Source organism: Neisseria shayeganii 871 (assembly GCF_000226875.1).
Lineage (GTDB): Bacteria > Pseudomonadota > Gammaproteobacteria > Burkholderiales > Neisseriaceae > Eikenella > Eikenella shayeganii.
In genome coordinates this window covers 1,670,611-1,686,227 of sequence record NZ_JH164926.1, presented here as the reverse complement: position 1 = coordinate 1,686,227, position 15,617 = coordinate 1,670,611, and the positions used below count along the sequence as shown (strand labels likewise).

Here is a 15,617-nt window from a genome sequence, read left to right as displayed (position 1 = left end):
CACATATGCAGAGGTTTTTTGCATGGTACTTGTGATTGCGGATGGAGGCTTTGCCAAGGCCTCAGGCTACCTGAAAGCCGGATTTGGAGTAGGGCTTTCAGGTAGCCGGGTCGGGTGATTTTCTGCCTTGGCGCGGTTGGCAGGCGGCAGGCGGATTGACTATAATGAAAGCGCTGCGATTCGGCAGCATCTCCATTCTAAAAAGGAAAATATGATGAAAAAAACGACCGTTTTCGGTTTGATGCTTTTGATGGCTGCCCCGGCTGCTTTTGCGCGTGACGATTGGTTGCCGCAAGCCCAGCAGATGAACCGTGAAATCGTGGCTAAAGAAGACCGCAATGCACGCCAAGTGAAGATGGTGAGCGGTCATTTGGGTCAAGCGCGTGCGGCCAATCATCAGGTACAGCTGCAGGCCGGTAAATACTATTCTTTCTTTGCGGATTGCGATTTGAAATGCTCCGACATCGATTTGAAGCTGTCCCGCAGTAACGGCGAAATGATTAAATTGGATGAAGAGCCGGATGATTCCCCGATGTTCGGCTGGCGTGCCGACCGTACCGGCACTTACACCCTGACCGTGGGCATGGCCACTTGCGAAGCCAACCGCTGCGCATACAGCGGTCAAGTGTTCCAAGGCACCAAAGACGTGTTTTGATGTTGGGCAGGCCGGTTTCGGCCTGCTTTTTTGATTTTGGAGGAAGAATCATGAAACATATCACTTTGGCTACCCTCGTATTGCTGGCGCTGGCCGCTTGCGGCGGCGAAAAAACGGAAACGCCGGTCTCGGCGCAACGGCCGGCAGAAACGGCCCATTCGGGTGTCTCTGACAAAGCAGACGACGGTTGGCTGGCCGAGGCGCAAGAAATCAGCCGCACCATTGTGGGCATGCAGGACGATGCGGCGAAAGAGCTGGTGGTGAAAAGCGGCGGCTTGCCGCCGGCGGCCCGCTACAGTTATCAGGTGGATGTGAAAGACGGCAGCTACTACACGTTTTTTGCCGATTGCGATTACGATTGCAGCAACATCGACTTGGAAGTGAAGGATGCGGCGGGCAATACCTTGGAAAAAGATTTTGAGTCGGACGATTCGCCGATGTTCGGCGTCCGCGCGAAATCCGCCGGCCAATTGACGGTGGATGTGGTGATGACCGATTGCGACACCAAAGAATGCCGTTTCAGTTCCCAAGTATTTGAGGGCAGTCAAGACGTATTCTGACGGCAGGCCGATGCCGAAGGCTACCTGAAAACGCTTCAGGTAGCCTGATTTTTTGCCGCCCCAAACCGTGTCACCAAACCGGCGGCGCTACGTCTGAAGCTACGGTGCGCTCCGGCGTAGGGAGCGGATAAAAGTTGCGGCGCAAAAACGTGTTCTGCCGTACAATCTCGCCCTGTTTTGATTGGTCGGCGCGGGGCGGTATGTTTCGGTACCTGTTCACCATCTCCGTGTCCGTCCATTCCGCGTTTTAAAGAACGGCAGCAATGGTTTATCAAAGAAAATTCATCAAAGAAGTGTCGCAAACCGCCATCGGTGTGTTTGTACTGCTGTTGGCCACCTTGGTTGCGGTACAGGCCGTCAAACTGTTGGGCAATGCCGCCGGCGGCAATGTGGCGGCCGATGCGGTGGCCACGCTGGTGGCGTTTTGGACGGTGGCGCTCATGCCGTTGGTGTTGATTCTGACCGCCTTCATCAGTGCGCTCACGGTTTTGTCGCGCTATTGGCGCGACAGCGAAATGGCGGTATGGCTGTCTTCCGGTTTGTCGCTGTACGGCTGGATCAAACCTTTGATGGCGTTTGCGGTGCCGTTTGCCGTGTTGACGGCGGTGGTGTCGATGCTGGTGATGCCGTGGGCGGATGCCCGCAGCCGCGAGTTTGCGGAAGTGCTGAAGCGGCGGCAGGATACTTCCATGGTGCGGCCGGGCGTGTTTCAGGAATTCGGCGGCCGCTCGCCGCGGGTATATTTTGTGGAAAAATTCGATGCCGACAGCGGCGAGGCGGTGAACCTGTTTATCCGCGAGCAGGGTGAAGACGGGCGGGATGTTCTGATTACCGCCGTGCGCGGCCGTTTTGCCGAGCAGGAAAACAAACGCACGCTGGAGCTGTTCAACGGCCGCCGTTACAGCGGTGTGCCCGGACAGGCCGATTATGACGAGGTGTCTTTTGAGCGGCTGCATCTGATTGTGGGCACCGCGCCCAAGTTGGTGCAGCGCGACGTGCACCGCCGTACGGTGCCGACCAGCCAATTGTTCGGCACCGACCAACCCGAGTTGCGGGGCGAATTGATGTGGCGTTTCACCATGCCCTTGAGCGTGTTGGTGTTGGCTTTTCTGGCGCTGCCGCTGTCTTATATGAACAACCGCAGCGGCCGCAGCTACAGCCTGCTGATTGCCATCGGCCTGTTTCTGCTTTATCAAAACGGCCTGACTTTGGTGCGGGACGGCATCAGCGATGGGCGTCTGCCCTTGTGGTTCGGCCTCAGCGTGCCGCATCTATTGATGATCGGCCTGAGTGTTTTGCTGCTGCGCATCCGCAGCCAGCCGGCGCAGCCGTTTTGGCAGGCTGTGAAACAGGCCGTGAAAGTGAGGCGCGCATGAAACTGCTCACCCGTTATTTGATGCGTCGGCTGGGCAGCGGCACGGTGTATGCCTTGCTGGCTTTATTGGCTTTGTTTTCGTTCTTTGAAGTGGTGAACGCGGTGGAAGACGTCGGCAGGGGCAGCTATACCGCCGGCACCCTGCTGCTGTATGTGGGCATGCGCCTGTTCGGCCATATGTATACCCTGCTGCCGCTGGCGGTGTTGGTGGGCTGTTTGGCCGCTTTGAGCCAGCTGGCCGCCTCCAGCGAGCTCACGGTTATCCGCACCAGCGGCGCTTCTTTGCGGCGCATTGCGGCCACCATTGCCGCAGTCGGCCTGCTGGCCGGCACGGCCGGTTTTGCTTTGGGCGAATGGGTGGCGCCGTATATGGAGCAGCGCGCCGAGCGCCTGCGCCTGAATGCGATACAGAAAACCGTCAGCTTGGGCGGCAGCGGCCTGTGGTTCCGTCAGGGGCAGGACAACATCAATGTGCGGGAAATGCTGCCCGACGGCCGCCTGCTCGGTATCCGCATTTACCGCTACGATGTTTCAGGTAGCCTGGTTTCCGCCTGGCAGGCGGCGGAAGGGCAGGTGAACGACAACGGCACGTGGACGCTCAAGCAGGTGGCGCGCACCGATTTGGCGGCCGAACGCAGCCGCGTATCCACTGCCGAGCAAAGCGAGTGGACGAGCAGCGTGGATGCCAAGCTGCTCAATGTGCTCTTGATCGATGCCGACCAAATGTCCGCCCAAGGCCTGCACGCCTACGTCCGCCATTTGGCCGGCAACGGCCAGCAGACCGCGGTTTACCGCACCGCCTTCTGGCGCAAAATCTTCTACCCCGCCGCCTGCCTGGTGATGGCTTTGGTGGCGCTGGCCTTTACCCCGCGCAACACCCGCCACGGCAATATGGGCGTGCGCCTGTTTGTCGGCATCTGCTTGGGATTGGCTTTCCATTTCGGCGGCCTGCTGTCGGGCTACATCGCCCAATTGGCCGCCTTGCCGCCGTTTTTGGCTGCCTTGCTGCCGATTGCCGTTTTCTGCGCGCTGGCGTTGTGGCTGATCCGGCGGCAGGAATTGCGTTAAACCAGAATAAAAACCGGCTTTCAGGTAGCCCGATGCCGCATCAGGCTACCTGAAAGCGTTTGTGTCACAGAGATATTGCATAAGGATTCATCAAAGATGTTTACCGGCATCGTACAGGGCTTGGGCGAGCTGACCGCCGTCCGCCAGCCCGCGCCCGATTTCCGCACCCATACCGTCCGCCTGCCGGAAGGCGCGGCCGACGGTTTGCAGATCGGCGCTTCCGTCGCCCACAACGGCTGCTGCCTCACCGTTACCCGCATCAACGGCCATGAGGCCGATTTCGACTTGATGGGCGAAACGCTGGCCAAAACCAATCTGGGTGAGTTAGAGGAGGGGGATGCGGTGAATATCGAACGCGCGGCCCGTTTTGGCGACGAAATCGGCGGCCATGTGATGAGCGGCCACATCATGGCGGTAACCGAGATTACCCGCATCGAGCAAAACGGCCCCAACCACACCGTGTGGCTGCGCCTGCCGGAAGCCTTGGCACCGTATGTGCTGAGCAAAGGTTTCGTCGGCTTAGACGGTTGCAGCCTCACCATCGGCGAAGTGCGCCGTGATGAATTCAATGTCCACCTGATTCCGGAAACCCTGTCGCGCACCCTGTTCGGCCGCCGGCAGGCGGGCGACAAGATCAATGTGGAAGTGGACCCGCACACGCAGGCGGTGGTGGATACCGTAGCCCGTGTTTTGGCGTCGCGGGAGGCGGGCTGATGTTGCCGTTGCCGCCCCAGGCGCCCCGCCGCAACGGCCGCCTCAGCCGCCGCATTGCCGCCATCTTGTTTCGCCTGCTGGGTTGGAAAGTCGGCGGCGCGATTCCCGATGTGCCCAAATGCGTGGTCATCGGCGCGCCGCACACCTCGAATTTCGACGGCCTGTACGCCTTGCCCGCTTTGTTGGCGATGGATTTGAAAATCAGCATCTTGGGCAAACAGAGCCTGTTTGCCATACCCGTATTGGCCGGGCTGATGCGTTGGCTGGGCGTGGTGCCACTCGACCGCAGCAATGCCGGCGGGGTGGTGGCGGCCAGCATCGAGACGCTGCGCCAGAGCGAGCGGCTGTTTCTCGGCATCGCACCGGAAGGCACGCGCCAGGCGGCCAAACAGTGGAAAAGCGGCTATTGGCGCATTGCACGCGGTGCAGGGGTGCCGATCCTGCCGGCGGTCTTGGATTACGGGCGCAAAGAAATCCGCTTTCTGCCGCTGTTTTACCCCACTGACGACTTTGCCGCCGATCAAGCGGCCCTGATCGCGCTCTACCGCGGCGTGCGGCCCAAACATCCGCACCGTTTGTCGCTGCCTTTGCGCGGCGAATAAGGATTACCGATTTCCAAAGGCTACCTGAAACCCATGTCCGCCCCCCTTGTTCCCGATTATCTAGACCGCATCCACATTGTGTTGAGCCGCACCAGCCATCCGGCCAACATCGGCGCCGCCGCCCGCGCCATGAAAACCATGGGTTTGAGCAGGCTCACGCTGGTGTCGCCCAACCTGATGGCCACGCCGATGACGCCCGAACCGCCGGTGTTCCGCCCCGAAGCCGCGGCCGGCTTTCAATTGCCTGAAGAAAGCTTTATTCTGGCTTCCGGCGCGGCCGATGTGCTGGAAAACGCCCGCATCGTGGCCGATTTGGACGAGGCTTTGGCCGATACCGTGATCAGCTGCGCGCTGACCAGCCGCCGCCGCGAGTTGAGCGCGCCTTTGCAGACGCCGCGCGAACTGACGCCCGAATTGCTGCAGGCTGCGAAAAACGGTTTTCAGGTAGCCTTGGTGTTCGGCAACGAAACCTTCGGCCTCAGCATCGACGAGGTACAGCGCTGCAACCGCCTGCTCACCATCAGCGGCAACCCTGCTTATTTTTCGCTGAATCTGGCACAGGCGGTGCAGGTGGTGTGCTATGAAATTTTCAGCCAAACCGGTGTGCGCATGACCCAGCTGCAGGCCGACTCCGCGCCGGCCACCCACGCCCAAGTGGCGGGCATGGTGGCCCATTTGGAAAGCGTGATGCAGGAACTGGACTTCTTCCGCCGCCGCAACGGCGAGCGCATGATCCGCCGCCTGCACAGCCTGTTTGCCCGCGCCGAACCGAGCACCGAAGACATCGACCTTTTGCGCGGTTTTTTCCGCACCGTGTCCAAGCGTGCCGGCCAGGCGGCCCTTGCGACACAGCCCTCCCACTCCTCGAAAGGACCAACCATGACCCAAGAAGACAAACACCACACTTGCGATGTGACCCCCGCTGCCGAGATGGAGGCGGAAGAGCGCGAATTGATCATCGACGATTCCGTGGCCGATTTGATCGAATATGCCGACGGCCCGATAAGCGATGCCGAAATCGAAGCCGAACGGCTGCATCTTTCCGACATCAAACCCAAACCGGAAGACCACTGAGCAGGCCGCCGCAGATGAATTACGCGCTGGATGCCCTGTGGTGGCGCCTGCAAGACCCTGCCGTGCGCGATTTGGCCGCCGTGCTCACCGCTCCGCCGCTGTGGCACAGCGGCCGCGAAGTGCCGGTGGCGGCTTTGCTGGGCCGGCAGGGTTTCCGCTTTTTATTGGCCTTGGACGACGACCCTTGGTTGCTGTACCGCCATTTGGCGCAGGAAGCACCGTTTGCCCGCCGTTTGGGCCGTTATGCCGAAAGCCTGCTGGCGTTTTGGTTGGCGCACGCGCCGCACAGCGAATTGGTGGCGCGTCATCTGCCCTTGGCGGATGCGGACGGGCGCACCTTGGGCGAGGCCGATTTTCTCTGCCGCCTCAACGGCGAAGCGTGGCATATCGAGTTGTGCTGCAAATATTACGGCGGCCGTGCGGCGGCCGATTTTTGCGGCCTGAATGCGGACGACCGCCTGAGCGAGAAAGCCCGCAAGCTGCAACAGCAGATGCGCCTGTTGCAACAGCCGGCCTTTCAAGCCGCTTATCCGCAGTATGCCGACCAAGCTTGGCGCAGCGGCAGCGTGGTGCGCGGCATCGGTTTCAGCGCAGACGGTAATTTGCTTGGCGAACCGCTGAATCCCTACGGCTGGAGCGGCCGCCTGGTGGACGATTGGCGTATGGTAGTCTTGGCGCCGCATCAGCGTTTCTATCCGCTGCCGCGCCTGGCCTATCTGGCGCCGGCCCGGGTGGCGGAAACCGAGGTATTGACGCCCGAAGCCATGGCCGAGCAGGGCGGCGGTTTGGCGGCCGTTGTGGTGCGCCGACCCGACGGCATGTGGCATGAAGAACAGCGGGTGATGTGCCGTTGCTGATGACTGCTGGACAGATGTTGGCCCGCTGTTGTTTACTGCTCCATGATGGCAACAGGCTACCTGAATCGTTTTCAGGTAGCCTGTCCATTTGCTGCTAAAGGGCTTCAGGTTGATGGAAGCACAATAATCGCTTATCTGATCAGAAGGCGGCATTCGGCGTGGGCATAAAACAAGGCTACCTGAACTCCTTGGCTTCGCGGATAAACATTGCCGGTTTTCAGGTAGCCTTTTCAGGCAAATAGCTTAATCAGCGTTGGATGGTGACGCCGGTTTTGCTTTGCAGTTCTTCAAAGCTTACGCCGTCGGCCAGCTCCACCAATTTCAGGCCGCTGTCGGTCACGTCGAGTACGGCCAGGTCGGTGATGATGCGGTTCACCACTTTTTTGCCGGTCAGCGGCAGGTCGCATTGCGGTTTGATTTTGAAGGAGCCATCTTTGGCATTATGCTCCATCAGCACGATCACGCGCTGCACGCCGGCCACCAAATCCATGGCGCCGCCCATGCCTTTGACCATTTTGCCCGGAATCATCCAGTTGGCCAGATCGCCGTGTTCGGATACTTCCATCGCGCCCAAAATCGCCAGGTTCACTTTGCCGCCGCGGATCATGGCGAACGATTGCGAGCTGGAGAAAAAGCTGGCGCCGGTGGCGGCGGTCACGGTTTGTTTGCCGGCATTGATGAGGTCGGCATCGATTTCGGCTTCGGTGGGGAAGGCGCCGATGCCGAGCAGGCCGTTTTCGGATTGCAGCATCACGTCGATGCCCTCGGGGATGTAGTTGGCCACCAGGGTGGGCAGGCCGATGCCGAGGTTGACGTAAAAGCCGTCTTGCAGTTCTTGGGCGGCGCGCTGCGCCATTTGTTCGCGGTTCCAAGCCATCTGTGTGTTCTCCTTAAGCCGTGCGCACGGTGCGTTGTTCGATGCGTTTTTCGGGGGTGGCATTCACAATGATGCGGTGTACGTAAATGCCGGGCAGATGGATTTGGTCGGGATCCAGCGCGCCGTTTTCCACCACTTCTTCCACTTCCACAATGGTGGTTTTGCCGGCGGTGGCGGCATCGGGGTTGAAATTGCGGGCGGTTTTGCGGAACACCAGATTGCCGGATGGGTCGGCTTTCCAAGCCTTCACCAAGGCCACGTCGGCGGTCAGCGAACGCTCCAATACATATTCCAAACCGTCGAATTCGCGGGTTTCTTTGCCTTCGGCCACTTGGGTGCCCACGCCGGTGCGGGTGAAGAAGGCGGGGATGCCGGCGCCGCCGGCGCGCAGTTTTTCGGCCAAAGTGCCTTGCGGAGTCAGCTCCACTTCCAGCTCGCCGGAGAGGAACTGGCGCTCGAATTCTTTGTTTTCACCCACGTAAGAAGCAATCATTTTTTTGATTTGACGGGTTTTCAGCAAGAGGCCGAGGCCGAAGTCGTCCACGCCGGCATTGTTGCTGATACAGGTCAGGTCTTTCACCCCGCTGTCGCGCAAGGCCAGAATCAGTTGTTCGGGAATGCCGCACAGGCCGAAACCGCCGATGGCCAGGGTTTGGCCGTCTGCCACAACGCCCGCCAGTGCGCTGGCAGCATCGGGAAAAACTTTGTTCATGAAACCACTCCTGTAAGGTAAGGTTGTGTAAATGTCAAAAAGCAGGCGGATTACACCATAAAAGCGAAAAGCGGTGCAATCAGAATTTTTACTCTTATTCGAAAAACGCGGGCGGCATTCGGATTGTGCGTTTTACCGCGGGGGGATGCCGGCCAGCGTGGCCACCAGCACGGCTTTGATGGTGTGCATGCGGTTTTCGGCCTGGTCGAACACGATGCTGGCCGGGCTCTCGAACACCGCTTCGGTCACTTCCACGCCGTCGAGGCCGAAGGTTTGGAAAATCCATTCGCCCACCTTGGTTTCGCGGTTGTGGAAGGCGGGCAGGCAGTGCATGAATTTCACTTGCGGATTGCCGCTGGCCGCCATCAGTTCGGCATTGACCTGATACGGGCGCAGCAGCCCGATGCGTTCGCGCCAGGCCGCTTCGGGTTCGCCCATGCTCACCCAAACATCGGTGTGGATGTAATCGACACCGGCCACGGCCTCCTGCGGCTTGTCGGTCAGCAAAACCCTGGCGCCGGTGCGCTCGGCCGCGGCGTGCGCCCGTTCGATGACTTCGGGTGCCGGCCACAGGCTTTTCGGCGCGCCGATGCGCACGTCCATGCCCATCAGGGCGCCGATCAGCAGCAGGGAGTTGCCCATATTGTAGCGGGCGTCGCCCACATAGGCGTAGGCGATGTCCTGCACCGGCTTGTTGCAGTGCTCGCGCATGGTGAGCAGGTCGGCCAGCATTTGGGTGGGGTGGAATTCGTCGGTGAGGCCGTTGAATACGGGCACGCCGGCATAGCGGGCCAGCTCTTCCACAATGGTTTGGCCGTAGCCGCGGTATTCGATGCCGTCGTACATGCGGCCCAATACGCGGGCGGTGTCTTTGATGCTTTCTTTGTGGCCGATCTGGCTGCCGGCCGGTTCGAGATAGGTCACGTTTGCGCCTTGGTCGTAGGCGGCCACTTCGAAGGCGCAGCGGGTGCGGGTGCTGGTTTTTTCGAAAATCAGGGCGATGTTTTTGCCGCGCAGCCAAGTGTGTTCCTGCCCGGCTTTTTTATCGGCTTTCAGTTTGGCGGCCAAATCGAGCAAGAGGCCGATTTCGTCTGGACTGAAGTCCATCAGTTTGAGAAAGTGACGGTTTTTCAAGCAGGTATTCATGATATGAAGCCTTTCAGGTAGCCTGGACAACAAAAAATCAAGCAATCAGGAAAACAGAGTTTGCCGCGGCGCATGAGGCTACCTGAAACGGCAGCCCCGGTTCAAGTGCTTGCCGTCAGTGCGGCAGGCGGTAATGGCCGGTAATGCGGAAGCGGAACAGGATGTCCTCTTCCTGCGTGCCGCGGCCGATGTTGTGGATGATCAGCGGCCGCCCTTGGATTTTTCTGTCGGACACAATGCCGATGTGGCTTAAACCGCGTCCCAAATCCCAGGTAACGATGTCGCCGGGGCGGTAGGGTGTTTGGGACACTTGGTAGCCTTTGCGTTGGAAATAGGTGGCGATATTGGGCACGCGGCGGTGGTCGATATTGCGGTCGGGGCGGCTGAGGCCCCAGTGACGCGGATAGGCGGAAAAATGGCGGCGCATGTCTTCGTGTATCAGCTGCTGCAAATCCCAGCCTTGGTGGCGCAGGGCGCGGATGACGACATCGGTGCAGACGCCGCGGGACAAGGGCACGTCGCCCATCGGATAAGTCAGGCGGCTGTAGGCGGGATCGTAGGCGGTGGTGCGGCCGATCTGCCAGCGCGCATCCTGCACCAGCCGCAAGGGCTCCACCGCCCAAGCGGCCGGCAGCGCAAGCAGGCAGGCGAGAACACCAACAAAGCGCAGGAGAAAAGTCATAAAAGCTTCCGGTCGGGATGAAAGAAAACTACCTCTGCACAAAGCAGAGGCGGAATGGGTGATGATGGGGCCGCGGTCAGCCGAATCGGTATTCTAACCGCACATCGGGCTACCTGAAAGCCTGTGGCTCAATCAATCAGAATATCGGCGGGAAAACCCTGATTCTGTTTGCGCTTTTTCTCTTTCCGTTCCCAATCACAAGCGTCGCAACACTGCAGGCATTCGCAGCAGGAGAGCCATTTGGTGAAGCGGCCGCCGCAGTCGGTGTGTCTGCAGGCGTGGAAGTCGATATCGGCATCCGGCACGCAGTCGCAATCGCCGCGCTGATGGTAAGCGGGGCCGGTGCGGCGGCAGAGTTCGTTGCGTGCCGCACGGCAGCGGGCGAAGCGGCGGCGCAACGGCAGCCAGCCGTGCAGCAGGCCGTAACGGCGGATCAGGCGGTAGCCGACACCCGAGCAGCCGCTGCCGCCGTGGAGCAGGCGGTGCGGGCAGCCGTAGCCTTTGCGCGGCGACAGATGCCGCTGATAGGCACGGATGGCGGCCAGCGCGGCGGCGGTGAAGGGTTGGGGCATCGGCATGGTTCGCAGACGGGCGGTTTACTTCACCAGCTTCAGGCCCTTGGTTTTTTTGGCCGGTTCGTCTGCCGAATCGTTGGTTTCGGCAGCTTCTTCGGCGGCTTGCCCGGCAGCCGCGTCGGGCGTGTAAGGCTCGACTTCAAAACCCATGCCTTCGCCGGTTTCGCGCGCATACAGGCTGATGACGTGGCCGACGGGAATCCAGATGTCTTGCGCCACGCCGCCGAAGCGGGCGGAGAAGTGTATCCAGTCGTTGTCGATGTGCAGATTGTGGCTGGCAGCGGGGCCGATATTGAGCACAATCTGCTGCTTCTGCACAAACTGCATCGGCACTTTGGTGTGCTCGTTTACCCACACCATCACATAGGGCGTGTGGCCGTTGTCCACGCACCATTCATACAGCGCGCGCAGGAAATAGGGTTTGGTGGAGGTGCTCATGGGGGGCTCCTAAACAGTTCAGGCTACCTGAAAGCGTTTCAGGTAGCCTGCGAAAGTACAGAGATTAACGGCGCATGGCTTTTTCGGCAGCGGTGAGCGCGGCGATAAAGGATTCGCGTTGGAAAATGCGTTCGGCGTATTTCAGAATCGGTGCGGCGGATTTGCCCAGCTTGATGTCGTAATGGTCCAAACGCCATAGCAGCGGGGAGAGCGCCACGTCGATCATGGAGAAGTCGTCGCCCAGCACGTATTTGTTTTTGGCAAACGCCGGCGCCAGCAGGGTCAGCCCCTGGCTGATGGCCTCGCGGGCTTTGGCCTGCTCTTTGGCGCTGGATTCGGGGCTTTCCAGCACTTGTGCGTGGCTGAACAGCTCTTTTTCCATGCGGAACAGCACCAAGCGGCCGCGGCCGCGCATCACGGGGTCGCCGGGCATCAGCTGCGGGTGAGGGAAGCGTTCGTCGATGTATTCGTTGATGATGTTCGATTCGTGCAGCACCAAATCGCGCTCTACCAATACCGGCACTTGGTTGTAGGGGTTCATCACCGCCAAGTCTTCGGGCTTGTTGAACACATCGACATCTTTGATTTCGAAGTCCATGCCTTTTTCATACAATACAAAGCGGCAGCGGTGGCTGAAGGGGCAGGTGATGCCCGAATATAAAGTCATCATGATGCAGTATTCCCTTGTTATTTTTCAGATAACGCTTCAATAGCGGACGGGCGCCATTATATGAAACCCACTGAGATAAATAAACAGGGGATTTGAGATAAATGGGATGAGGGGGGAAGAAAGTGGATGAAGTGGGATGGCGGATTTGAAACTTTATTGCACACAGTGAAATAAAATGGAGCGGGCGGATTGCCCGCTTTTTTGTGTCTGTCAGACACCTTTTGAGAGGGCATCGAGAGCGACTTGGAGAAGTTTGTCCTCGCCACTGGGTTGGAGTTTACCACTACCATCAATCGGTAGGTAGGGACGGGCAGGCAATGTGAGCTTCCGTCCGCGTCCGGCTTGGCCGCCAAAGTGATGGATGGCGGCATATTTCATATTGCTGCCGATACGGGCGTAACCGTTGCCGCTTTGGGTGCTGATGCTGTCGTGCAGTTCGCCGGTGGCATACAGGGTTTTGCGGCTGTTGGCCGCGGCTGCCTTGGATTGCGGCCATTTGTCTCCGCCCCATGATTCGGAGGCGAAATTGTCTTTGGTCAGGTTTTCCAACTCTTGAGCCATACCGCGCATCATGGGTGTTGTTTGGGTGGCATTACGGAGTAGCTGCCCCAAGCCTCGCTGTAGGTCAGCGTCATCCAAAGTCACTTCAATCATATTGATTTTTCCCTATGGCAATATTACTATAATCACATATCCCACCGTTGGGTCTGACATGGAGTCAGGGCGGTTGCCTAGCGACAAGCTTTATCCGGTTCGAGTCCGGCGTTCGGTGGGATTTTCCATGCCTGCTATAGAGGTACAAATTCCCCGCCTGTGATGGCTCCCCTGATGGCAACCATCGGCACATAAAAGCCTGATACCACCTCGGCCCCTTCTGCAGTCATATTGACTGCCAGCTTAATAGCCTTGCCTCCCATATCGTAAATCAACAGTAGATGACGGTTGCGGGTATCCCACAACTCATAATCCGGTTGGCCGAAACTCCGGATAATTTTCTCATACGCCGCCATATCCAAATCATTGCCGGCTTTTTCATGTCGGCGGACTTTCTTCCCTGCAATCAGCTTATCTTTGTAGGCCACCACCGGACTGCCCATCCGTTCAGACGGAAAGGCTACCTGAAACCTGGCCAATGCCCGTGCCGACAATATCCCCACCCCGTAAGTTCGGTGCTGTGAATAACCCATACCTTGCGTGGTGCGTACCCAAGCCAGAAATCCGCGCACGCGGGGTTCGGCCGCCATGTCGCGGGTGACAGCCTGCAGGGCGCGTTCTTGTCCCAAGGCATCAACGGCTTTTTGCAGCCACAATTGATCCATCAGGTGGGAGGCGGCCGGGCTGCCGTTAAAACCGGCATCGGCGGCGAATTGGGCATGGCGCAGTTTGCCGTAGGGGGCATAGCCTTTGGGCTGCGGTATGGGCGTGGCATAACGGGTAGCGCGGTAAATCTCGCCGGTGCTTTGGTCGGTGCCGATGTATTGGTCGAAGGCTGCCAAGTCGCTTTTTTCAATGCCCGCCGCTTCGGCATCACGGCGGCTCAAGGCTTTAACGGTGCAGCGGCAGTTGTAGCCGTTGGGCGGGTAGTTGTATTGCCAGAACGGATCGTCATGGGCATACACCGTACCGTGCATGGCGGCATGATGTTTGCGGGTACGTCCGTCCAAAATCGCCCAATATTGCCAATAGGGATGGGTGTCCACCGCTTCGAGCATGCGTTGGTATTGGGCGGCCATGACGGCGGTGCGGCGGTTGGTGTGGTAAATGGTGCGCAAACGGCGCGGGCTGCCCAGCTGTACTTCCTGAACATCACCATAAGGATTGGTAACGGTTTGTTTGCCCCACCAGCCCTTGGCCTGCATCTGCGGCTTGCTGGTGCGGGCAAATTCTCGACCGCCTCCACCACTTTCCATTGCCTGAACAACCGCATTGCGGGTATCGGCCAACAGGCTCATATCGGTCATCTTGGCAATGGTAAAACTGCGGGAATGGGCTTCATCCAAGGTGTCCTGCCAATTCCAGCCGATGTGCAAACCTTTCCGCCGCAAGTGGGCAATCGCGGCTTCGGGTTTGAGGCCGAACAAGGCGCTCACGTCGATTTTGTCGGCAATATCACTCATGATGACAACTCACTCTCGGTATTCAAACGCCCCAAAACGCTGCTGACAAACAGCATCTGCGTCAGCGCCGCTTCCAATTCGTCGGTGTTCATGTGCGGGTAGGCAGCCGCCAAGGCTTCCAACAGTGCGTCTTCGCCGGCCACGCCGTTAATCCGATCCGCAACCGCCTGCCACATGGCGTCGCTTTGGCGGTTTAACGCGGCGGCATCGGGCATCAACACCGCCAGTTTGTCGGCCAAATCCTGCGGCCACTCCGGCACATTTTCGGCAAAGTCTGCCAAAAGGGACGCTGGCGTCCCTTTTGCCGTTTCTGTTTCCGGTTCAATCAAATCCCCTTCTTCCAGCCCGTAGGCACGCTGAAAGTATTGATTGCTGAGTCTTGCACCAGATTGCGTCAGCAAATGGTCGCGTTCGGCGCGTTCTTTAGTGCCGGTCTCTTCGGTTTCGTACAACTGGAAGGTAGGACAAGGTACATCGCCGAAATTCAGCCGCACCACCCACTCAATCAGTTGGTTGAACGCACTCTCTACCAAACGGCTGTCGCTGTCGCGGATATCGTCGGTGACTTCCAAACCGGCGGTGGCACTGGCGTGGTTGGTGTCTTTTTCGGTGGTTTGGTCTTGACCAAGCAGCGCGATGGCGATTTCGGAGCGACAGTAACGAATCAACTTGTCGAAAGCGTCCACCGAACTGGCGCGCCCGGTCGGCTCCATAATCTCCACGCTGGAATCGTTCGGAATGCTGGCCACCGCATTGGAGAGCAGCATTTCCAGTGCGTCCAGCAGTTTTTCGGTGTCCGCCGGGGTGTTGCTGCGCGGCTCTTTGGCAATCGCCCAGCTGCCGCCATACTTTTCTGTGAACTCCGCCCAGAATTTGAGGCCGCCGCGCTTGAAAGTACACGGCCAAAATACCAAGCTTAAATCGCCCATGCCGTAAGGGTTGTCGTAGCTGGCCTCTTGGGTCGGACACAAGAATTTGTAGTCCGGCAGCGGCTCGGTAGCCACACCGTCAGAGGTAAAGTACAAACGGCCGTCATCATCAAAACCGAACCACTCTTGCGGCTTGGCCAACACCTTTTCAGGTAGCCACAGACGGCCCTGCTTGCTCCACAGAATTTCCAGCGGCTGGTAACCGAACAGGGTGGCATTGAGGATGTCTTTAACCAGTGCATAGGTATCAAAGCCGACCAACAGGCTGTCTACGGTGGCGCGGACTTTATCGGCCACTTCGTCGCCATCCAGCCGCCAATCCAAACGGGCGACCGAGGCTTTGCGGCGGCGCACATGGCCGCCCACCACCGGGTCGCGCAGCAGTTCGCGGTACACCGCGATGCGTTTGCCGGTTTTACGCAGCACGGGGTCGGGATTTGGCAGCCAGCCGCCAAAACCGCCCATGCCGAGGCGGTGGGAAACGGCGATATGGGCGGCGAGGTCGTCCGGCTTGAAGGTAACGGCACCGCTGCCGGTTTTGAGTTTGAAGTGGGGTTTGGGCATGG

At 59.0% G+C, this 15,617-nt stretch carries 17 protein-coding genes and 1 pseudogene; 8 read left to right on the top strand and 10 right to left on the bottom strand.

Annotation, left to right across the window (positions count from 1 at the left end):
• Positions 1-214 precede the first annotated feature (214 nt).
• The 8 genes and pseudogenes from HMPREF9371_RS07820 to HMPREF9371_RS07785 all read left to right on the top strand — a co-directional run bounded on the left by HMPREF9371_RS07820 (position 215) and on the right by HMPREF9371_RS07785 (position 6,905).
• Positions 215-655: a hypothetical protein gene (locus HMPREF9371_RS07820; RefSeq protein WP_040660362.1), complete on the top strand. Its 441-nt coding sequence runs from the start codon at positions 215-217 to the stop codon at positions 653-655.
• A 50-nt stretch (positions 656-705) separates the two neighbouring features.
• Positions 706-1,215, top strand: coding sequence for a hypothetical protein (locus tag HMPREF9371_RS07815; protein WP_050797916.1), 510 nt, complete (start codon positions 706-708; stop codon positions 1,213-1,215).
• Between the two features lie 263 nt (positions 1,216-1,478).
• Positions 1,479-2,591, top strand: coding sequence for an LPS export ABC transporter permease LptF (gene lptF, locus HMPREF9371_RS07810; RefSeq protein ID WP_009119490.1), 1,113 nt, complete (start codon positions 1,479-1,481; stop codon positions 2,589-2,591).
• Positions 2,588-3,658: an LPS export ABC transporter permease LptG gene (lptG, locus tag HMPREF9371_RS07805; RefSeq protein WP_009119489.1), complete on the top strand. Its 1,071-nt coding sequence runs from the start codon at positions 2,588-2,590 to the stop codon at positions 3,656-3,658. The genes lptF and lptG overlap by 4 nt, the downstream gene beginning before the upstream one ends.
• Positions 3,659-3,754: 96 nt before the next feature.
• Positions 3,755-4,372, top strand: coding sequence for a riboflavin synthase (locus HMPREF9371_RS07800; protein ID WP_009119488.1), 618 nt, complete (start codon positions 3,755-3,757; stop codon positions 4,370-4,372).
• Complete coding sequence (locus HMPREF9371_RS07795; protein WP_009119487.1) at positions 4,372-4,974, top strand: lysophospholipid acyltransferase family protein; 603 nt, start codon at positions 4,372-4,374, stop codon at positions 4,972-4,974. The genes HMPREF9371_RS07800 and HMPREF9371_RS07795 overlap by 1 nt, the downstream gene beginning before the upstream one ends.
• Before the next feature lie 33 nt (positions 4,975-5,007).
• Positions 5,008-5,799 (top strand): annotated as a pseudogene (locus HMPREF9371_RS07790) (RNA methyltransferase); the annotation flags it as partial.
• Between the two features lie 263 nt (positions 5,800-6,062).
• On the top strand, positions 6,063-6,905 hold the full coding sequence (locus tag HMPREF9371_RS07785; protein WP_009119485.1) for a DUF1853 family protein: 843 nt from the start codon (positions 6,063-6,065) through the stop codon (positions 6,903-6,905).
• A gap of 247 nt (positions 6,906-7,152) precedes the next feature.
• On the opposite strand, the gene HMPREF9371_RS07780 is transcribed toward HMPREF9371_RS07785, so the two are convergent.
• From HMPREF9371_RS07780 to HMPREF9371_RS07735, 10 genes are all read right to left on the bottom strand, one after another.
• Positions 7,153-7,782: a 3-oxoacid CoA-transferase subunit B gene (locus HMPREF9371_RS07780; RefSeq protein ID WP_009119484.1), complete on the bottom strand. Its 630-nt coding sequence runs from the start codon at positions 7,780-7,782 to the stop codon at positions 7,153-7,155.
• Positions 7,783-7,795: 13 nt separating this feature from the next.
• Positions 7,796-8,494: a CoA transferase subunit A gene (locus HMPREF9371_RS07775; RefSeq protein ID WP_009119483.1), complete on the bottom strand. Its 699-nt coding sequence runs from the start codon at positions 8,492-8,494 to the stop codon at positions 7,796-7,798.
• Positions 8,495-8,626: 132 nt separating this feature from the next.
• Complete coding sequence (gene argF, locus HMPREF9371_RS07770; protein ID WP_009119482.1) at positions 8,627-9,640, bottom strand: ornithine carbamoyltransferase; 1,014 nt, start codon at positions 9,638-9,640, stop codon at positions 8,627-8,629.
• Positions 9,641-9,755: 115 nt separating this feature from the next.
• Complete coding sequence (locus HMPREF9371_RS07765) at positions 9,756-10,322, bottom strand: DUF1287 domain-containing protein (RefSeq protein ID WP_009119481.1); 567 nt, start codon at positions 10,320-10,322, stop codon at positions 9,756-9,758.
• Positions 10,323-10,450: 128 nt separating this feature from the next.
• Positions 10,451-10,900: a membrane protein insertion efficiency factor YidD gene (yidD, locus tag HMPREF9371_RS11065; RefSeq protein WP_009119480.1), complete on the bottom strand. Its 450-nt coding sequence runs from the start codon at positions 10,898-10,900 to the stop codon at positions 10,451-10,453.
• An 18-nt stretch (positions 10,901-10,918) separates the two neighbouring features.
• Positions 10,919-11,335 carry a ClpXP protease specificity-enhancing factor gene (locus HMPREF9371_RS07755; RefSeq protein ID WP_009119479.1) on the bottom strand — a complete coding sequence of 139 codons (417 nt, stop codon included), beginning with the start codon at positions 11,333-11,335 and terminating at the stop codon, positions 10,919-10,921.
• Positions 11,336-11,399: 64 nt separating this feature from the next.
• Positions 11,400-12,005: a glutathione S-transferase N-terminal domain-containing protein gene (locus HMPREF9371_RS07750; RefSeq protein ID WP_009119478.1), complete on the bottom strand. Its 606-nt coding sequence runs from the start codon at positions 12,003-12,005 to the stop codon at positions 11,400-11,402.
• A 210-nt stretch (positions 12,006-12,215) separates the two neighbouring features.
• Positions 12,216-12,659 carry a phage virion morphogenesis protein gene (locus HMPREF9371_RS07745; RefSeq protein WP_009119477.1) on the bottom strand — a complete coding sequence of 148 codons (444 nt, stop codon included), beginning with the start codon at positions 12,657-12,659 and terminating at the stop codon, positions 12,216-12,218.
• A 134-nt stretch (positions 12,660-12,793) separates the two neighbouring features.
• Positions 12,794-14,122: a phage head morphogenesis protein gene (locus HMPREF9371_RS07740; protein ID WP_009119476.1), complete on the bottom strand. Its 1,329-nt coding sequence runs from the start codon at positions 14,120-14,122 to the stop codon at positions 12,794-12,796.
• Positions 14,119-15,615 carry a DUF935 domain-containing protein gene (locus HMPREF9371_RS07735; RefSeq protein ID WP_009119475.1) on the bottom strand — a complete coding sequence of 499 codons (1,497 nt, stop codon included), beginning with the start codon at positions 15,613-15,615 and terminating at the stop codon, positions 14,119-14,121. Before HMPREF9371_RS07735 ends, HMPREF9371_RS07740 begins: the two co-directional genes overlap by 4 nt.
• Positions 15,616-15,617 lie beyond the last annotated feature (2 nt).

What these genes read in the sequence shown, in the direction of transcription:
- HMPREF9371_RS07820 (WP_040660362.1), top strand. Translation starts at nt 215, where the DNA reads ATGAAAAAAACGACCGTTTTCGGTTTGATGCTTTTGATGGCTGCCCCG.
- HMPREF9371_RS07815 (WP_050797916.1), top strand. Translation starts at nt 706, where the DNA reads ATGAAACATATCACTTTGGCTACCCTCGTATTGCTGGCGCTGGCCGCT.
- lptF (WP_009119490.1), top strand. Translation starts at nt 1,479, where the DNA reads ATGGTTTATCAAAGAAAATTCATCAAAGAAGTGTCGCAAACCGCCATC.
- lptG (WP_009119489.1), top strand. Translation starts at nt 2,588, where the DNA reads ATGAAACTGCTCACCCGTTATTTGATGCGTCGGCTGGGCAGCGGCACG.
- HMPREF9371_RS07800 (WP_009119488.1), top strand. Translation starts at nt 3,755, where the DNA reads ATGTTTACCGGCATCGTACAGGGCTTGGGCGAGCTGACCGCCGTCCGC.
- HMPREF9371_RS07795 (WP_009119487.1), top strand. Translation starts at nt 4,372, where the DNA reads ATGTTGCCGTTGCCGCCCCAGGCGCCCCGCCGCAACGGCCGCCTCAGC.
- HMPREF9371_RS07785 (WP_009119485.1), top strand. Translation starts at nt 6,063, where the DNA reads ATGAATTACGCGCTGGATGCCCTGTGGTGGCGCCTGCAAGACCCTGCC.
- HMPREF9371_RS07780 (WP_009119484.1), bottom strand. Translation starts at nt 7,782, where the DNA reads ATGGCTTGGAACCGCGAACAAATGGCGCAGCGCGCCGCCCAAGAACTG.
- HMPREF9371_RS07775 (WP_009119483.1), bottom strand. Translation starts at nt 8,494, where the DNA reads ATGAACAAAGTTTTTCCCGATGCTGCCAGCGCACTGGCGGGCGTTGTG.
- argF (WP_009119482.1), bottom strand. Translation starts at nt 9,640, where the DNA reads ATGAATACCTGCTTGAAAAACCGTCACTTTCTCAAACTGATGGACTTC.
- HMPREF9371_RS07765 (WP_009119481.1), bottom strand. Translation starts at nt 10,322, where the DNA reads ATGACTTTTCTCCTGCGCTTTGTTGGTGTTCTCGCCTGCCTGCTTGCG.
- yidD (WP_009119480.1), bottom strand. Translation starts at nt 10,900, where the DNA reads ATGCCGATGCCCCAACCCTTCACCGCCGCCGCGCTGGCCGCCATCCGT.
- HMPREF9371_RS07755 (WP_009119479.1), bottom strand. Translation starts at nt 11,335, where the DNA reads ATGAGCACCTCCACCAAACCCTATTTCCTGCGCGCGCTGTATGAATGG.
- HMPREF9371_RS07750 (WP_009119478.1), bottom strand. Translation starts at nt 12,005, where the DNA reads ATGATGACTTTATATTCGGGCATCACCTGCCCCTTCAGCCACCGCTGC.
- HMPREF9371_RS07745 (WP_009119477.1), bottom strand. Translation starts at nt 12,659, where the DNA reads ATGATTGAAGTGACTTTGGATGACGCTGACCTACAGCGAGGCTTGGGG.
- HMPREF9371_RS07740 (WP_009119476.1), bottom strand. Translation starts at nt 14,122, where the DNA reads ATGAGTGATATTGCCGACAAAATCGACGTGAGCGCCTTGTTCGGCCTC.
- HMPREF9371_RS07735 (WP_009119475.1), bottom strand. Translation starts at nt 15,615, where the DNA reads ATGCCCAAACCCCACTTCAAACTCAAAACCGGCAGCGGTGCCGTTACC.